Annotated in this window: 4 protein-coding genes and 1 pseudogene; 1 reads left to right on the top strand and 4 read right to left on the bottom strand. The window is 66.9% G+C overall.

Going from position 1 to position 4,349, the window contains the following annotated elements:
* From VKI00_RS13860 to mshB, 4 genes and pseudogenes are all read right to left on the bottom strand, one after another.
* Positions 1-703, bottom strand: a 703-nt coding sequence (locus tag VKI00_RS13860) for a radical SAM protein (RefSeq protein WP_324438240.1), incomplete at its 3' end; no start/stop codon positions are given.
* Positions 704-1,123: 420 nt separating this feature from the next.
* Positions 1,124-1,402: pseudogene (locus tag VKI00_RS13865) on the bottom strand (cytochrome P450); the annotation flags it as partial.
* Positions 1,403-1,664: 262 nt separating this feature from the next.
* On the bottom strand, positions 1,665-2,120 hold the full coding sequence (locus tag VKI00_RS13870; RefSeq protein WP_324438234.1) for a hypothetical protein: 456 nt from the start codon (positions 2,118-2,120) through the stop codon (positions 1,665-1,667).
* A 116-nt stretch (positions 2,121-2,236) separates the two neighbouring features.
* Complete coding sequence (gene mshB, locus VKI00_RS13875) at positions 2,237-3,094, bottom strand: N-acetyl-1-D-myo-inositol-2-amino-2-deoxy-alpha-D-glucopyranoside deacetylase (RefSeq protein WP_324438236.1); 858 nt, start codon at positions 3,092-3,094, stop codon at positions 2,237-2,239.
* Positions 3,095-3,719: 625 nt separating this feature from the next.
* Between mshB and VKI00_RS13880 the strand changes: the two genes are divergently transcribed.
* On the top strand, positions 3,720-4,328 hold the full coding sequence (locus VKI00_RS13880; protein ID WP_324438238.1) for a hypothetical protein: 609 nt from the start codon (positions 3,720-3,722) through the stop codon (positions 4,326-4,328).
* The last annotated feature ends 21 nt before the right edge of the window (positions 4,329-4,349 follow it).

Below are 4,349 nucleotides of genomic sequence, written 5' to 3' on the forward strand. Positions count from 1 at the left end.
CGGGGCTGCCGTAGTGGGCCATGCCCTTGTTCTCGAACAGCCGCCGCGACGTCGTCTCCAGCATCATGCCCATCGACGGGGCGACGGGCTTGAGCCGCGACATCTCCGACCAGCTCATCACGCCCGGGTTCAGGTGCGGCAGCAGGCCGGTCTCCTCGAGCACGCGAATGGCCATCGCCCGCACGTAGTCCAGGGTCGAGTCATAACCGCGTTCGTCGAGCCACTGCCGCGACTCGGGCCAGCGGGTTTCGGGGCGGTCGCCGAGGGTGAACAGCGTTTCCTTGCAGCCCATCTCCGCGCCGCGGCGCGCGACTTCGAGGATCTCGTCGGGCGCCATGTACATGCCGCGGCCCTGCGCGCGCAGCTTGCCCGGAACCGTGACGAAGGTGCAGTAGTGGCACTGGTCGCGGCACAGATGGGTGACCGGGATGAACACCTTGCGCGAGTAGCTGATCGGCAGCCGCCCGGTCGCGCCGCGGCGGCCCGTCGACGCCAGCCCGGCGTCTCGCACGCGCGCGGCACTGGCACAGAGGTCGGCGAGGTCCTCGCCGCGGGCGGCCATCGCGACGGCCGCCTCGTCGACGTTGAGCGCCACCCCGTCGCGCGCACGTCGCAACACTCGCCGCAGTGCCGAGGCGGCTGGCTTCAGAGGGACCGCGGGAGTGGGCACGACGGTCCGATCGTCACCGGGGGTCAAGGCCACCTCGGTGTAACCCCACTCCAATCGGGGATCATCCGTGGCGTCTCACTATGTGAAACATCCGTGCCTGGCATGCCTGACACCCTAGCCGCCGGAGCGCGGCGGATGCGCGCCCCATCCCGGGTGACCAAACGTTAACGTCAGCCTTGTCCGGGGTCTGGTCAACATCGGCAGCTTTACCGCTCCGGTCAACCTCGGGATCGCCGAGTTGAACTGGATCCTGCCCCCGCTGCCTCCCGTTCCGCCGGTCCCGTTCGCGTGCGCGGCGCGTTGACCAACGCGACAGCGGCGTCAGGGCCCGGCGGCCCGTCCGTCAATTGGTCACCAGCGCAACGACCGAGGTTGCGAAGGACGTGACCACCGGCGTCCAGGCGGCCGCGGGCACCGCGAAGAAGCCACCCGACGCCAGAATGCCAGGATTAGTCAGCGCCGTCCGACAACCCGCAGCCTGATCGGCCTGTTCGGCAGGGTCGCGATCCCCCGCGGCACCGACCGCGGCGGCCTGCGACGCCGTTCGCGCGGGCTCATCTCGAGTTCGACGCTGGACAAGATGGTCCCCAGGACGACGGCCAACTCGACACTGGCGAACGCCGATCCGACGCAGCGCCGATGGCCGTAGCCGTCCGGCGAGTGCTCGGCCGGCCCGAAGGTGCGGTCAAGGAATCGCGATGGGTCGAACCGGGCCGGATCGGAAAACACCGCAGGATCGGCACTCGTGCGCGGCGTCCGCGCGACCGGTCAACAGCACTTCGCCGAGGCTGGGGATCGACATCGCGAACCGGTTCTCGCGGCGGGCACGGTAACGAAAGTAGGCGTCGGGGTTGAGCAGGGCCGCGGGCATGGAGCAGCCCGAATCGCGGCCCAAGCCTTGATGCACTCATTGATGCACCTCCGCTCGCCCAGTTGGGCAAAGCCTCTGCTACCCAGTTAGGCCGAGGCGCGTAAAGCCTTGTTTCGCAAACTCTTACACGCGGTGGCGTCGCCGCCACAGAACCCAGGCAGGCGGCAACACACCGACGACCAGCAACACGAGCGCACTGATGCCGTCGATGCCCGGGCCGCCGAAAACGATGCCGCCGCCCGGGCCGCCGAAGGTCAGAACGGCGACGGTCAGCAGCCATGTCCACAGCGGAAGCGCGGCCACCCGTGACGACGACGTGACCTGCAACCCGGCCCAGACGAGCGCGGCGTTGACGAGTCCGCTGATCAATGCGCTGATCGGAAACGGAGCCGAGCCCAGCCGGCTTTGCACAAATACGGCGCCCAGTACCGCCGAGATCACCCCGTCAACCGCAAGCAGCGTCAGGACAGCAGTACGAAACGCGGGGCTGGTTGTCCCGCCGTGGTTTTGGACGCGTTCGGAGGTTCCGCTCAGGTCGGAACGCTGTCGAGCACCCCGACCAGCGAGCCGATCACCCATTGGAAGCCATCGGCACGGTCTTGCCAGTACTGAAGTTGCGGATCCATGTCCGTGTTATCCATGGCAGTCCCCTCCTTGCGGCGCCGGCTCCTGGGAGCCTACGCGTTGCGGGTTGGTCAGCCAAGGTTCAGCCCCGCAAGCAGGTCCGTTTCCCAGCCGCGTGCATCGCGTGGGCCGGGGTCGCCCGCGGCGATGATGTAGTGCTCCTGCGCCAGGATGGGTAAGGCCAGGTTGTTGGACAACGCGCAGGAGCGCCGGTCGGGTGCGACGACGACCTGCGTGGCGTGGGCGACCAACGCGTCGGTTTTCGCGGTGACGTGGTCGGCGACGTCGATGACGGCATCGATCTCGTCGTCGGGGTAACCGAACGGAATGGCGTCGGGATCGGGTCGCTCCCAGCCGTCGGGCACCTCGGTGAGGGAGCCGAGGCCGGCGCGCATCGCGGCGGTGGCCACGACGGTCCAGTACACCTTGGGCACTTTCCAGGTGCTGACGCCGACCGCCGCGGTGGCGACGTCGTGAGCGTGGATGTGGTCAGGGTGGCCGTAGCCGCCGTCGGGGTCGTAGGTGACGACGACGTGGGGGCGCAGTTGGTCGATGAGGCGCGCCATCTCGTCGACGGCGACCTCGCCGGCATCGATGAAGCGGGTGCGCTGACGTGGCGGCGTGCCTTCCATGCCGGAGTCGCGCCAGCGGCCGGGGCCGCCGAGGAAGATCGGCTCCTTCACTCCGAGTGCGTTCAGCGCCCGGGTGAGTTCGTGGATGCGGTAGCCACCGAGCTGGTCGGCGTGCTCCACAGCCAGGAGTTGGTAGCTCTCGCCGATGACCTCGCCTTCTTCACCGAGGGTGCAGGTGACGACGTGAACCTCCGCGCCGTGTGCGGCATACCTCGCGATCGTGCCGCCGGTGGTGAGGCATTCGTCGTCGGGATGGGCGTGGACGAACAGCAGGCGAGGCGTCTCGGGGGCTGACATCGGCCGTCACACTACCGGCGGCGGGTCCCGGGGGACGGCGCTGACATATCCGCTCACGTATACGAGGGGTAACGGCGGCCCCCGACCGAGCGGTTTGCCGTGACCGGACTGTGGCCGGCTCACCGCAGCAACGAACCCTCGGCGACAGAATCCGGCGAACAAAACTTAGAGGAACCTAAGGGGAGTTTCAGCGTCGCCCGAGGAGGCCGGCTTCATCCGGAACGGAGAGATTCGATGAGGCTGCACGGGCCGGGCCTCGGCGGCAGGTCAGACAGAACACGACACGCGTACCAGGGGCAAACATCCGGCAGGTGAGATGTGCGGCATACCGTGGCGGATCCGTCAATTACAGCTACTTACCGTTGCTCAAGTTCGGCGATGGGGGGCCTTGGCTAAGCGATCGTATCGATTGCTGAGAGATTTACGAGCGCGATCTCTGGATAGTAGCGATATTCACTTATACCACCACTTGAACAGCAAATTTAGGCTGATGTCGAGTTCGCTATTACTCAGTAGTAAGGTTGGCTTACGCTACTGAAAAATTTTGCCCAAAGCGGCACTTATAGGGGTTGGATGGGCGTATTTTTCCGGTGTCCGGGGTCACTACGACCGAAAAGGAGTCCACATGAGTTCAGTTGGAGGAGGGTTCTTCCATCAGCTGTTTCAACACCTCATTGCGCTCATCACTGCGCTGTGCGTCCACACGCCGTCAACCCCTGTCACCTTTGCCCACCTTGCCGACAGTGGGTCGCCCGCCACCGCAGTAGCCCAGGTCGACCCGACACCCGCCCTTGCCAAGAGAGTGCAGCCGACCATGGGGCAGACCAACGCGACGCTGGCGACTGACCCAGGAGCGGCCACGGCGGCGCTCGCCGTGGCAGGGGCACCGGGTGGACGTCGTCCGGCGGTCGGTGCGACCCGCGCCGTCGTCGGAGGAGTTGTTCGGGCCGGTCATAGTGTGGTCGCCGCTAGCCCGCCGGGTTCCGACGTGACAGTGGCGCAGGCCGTTGCGCAGGCCCCCGCCGCGGTGGGAGGCGGTGTCGTGAACGCGACTCGAGTTGTCCGTACCGGAGTCGTCAGGACAAGCCAGGATTTCAGCGCAACGCTGACCGGAAGGCGCGAAATCCAAAAGTTCGCGGTCAACGGCACAGACCCCACGTCCCCTCGCAAGTTGGCGAGCCCTGGCCTCGGCTGCGGCCGTGATACGGCCACGCACGCAGCGGCTGCGAAGTAACCGGATCGGCCCCCTCCCGCC

It is taken from the genome of Mycobacterium sp. (assembly GCF_035314665.1).
Classification (GTDB): Bacteria; Actinomycetota; Actinomycetes; order Mycobacteriales; family Mycobacteriaceae; genus Mycobacterium.

What these genes read in the sequence shown, in the direction of transcription:
- VKI00_RS13870 (WP_324438234.1), bottom strand. Translation starts at nt 2,120, where the DNA reads ATGGGTGATCGGCTCGCTGGTCGGGGTGCTCGACAGCGTTCCGACCTG.
- VKI00_RS13880 (WP_324438238.1), top strand. Translation starts at nt 3,720, where the DNA reads ATGAGTTCAGTTGGAGGAGGGTTCTTCCATCAGCTGTTTCAACACCTC.
- mshB (WP_324438236.1), bottom strand. Translation starts at nt 3,094, where the DNA reads ATGTCAGCCCCCGAGACGCCTCGCCTGCTGTTCGTCCACGCCCATCCC.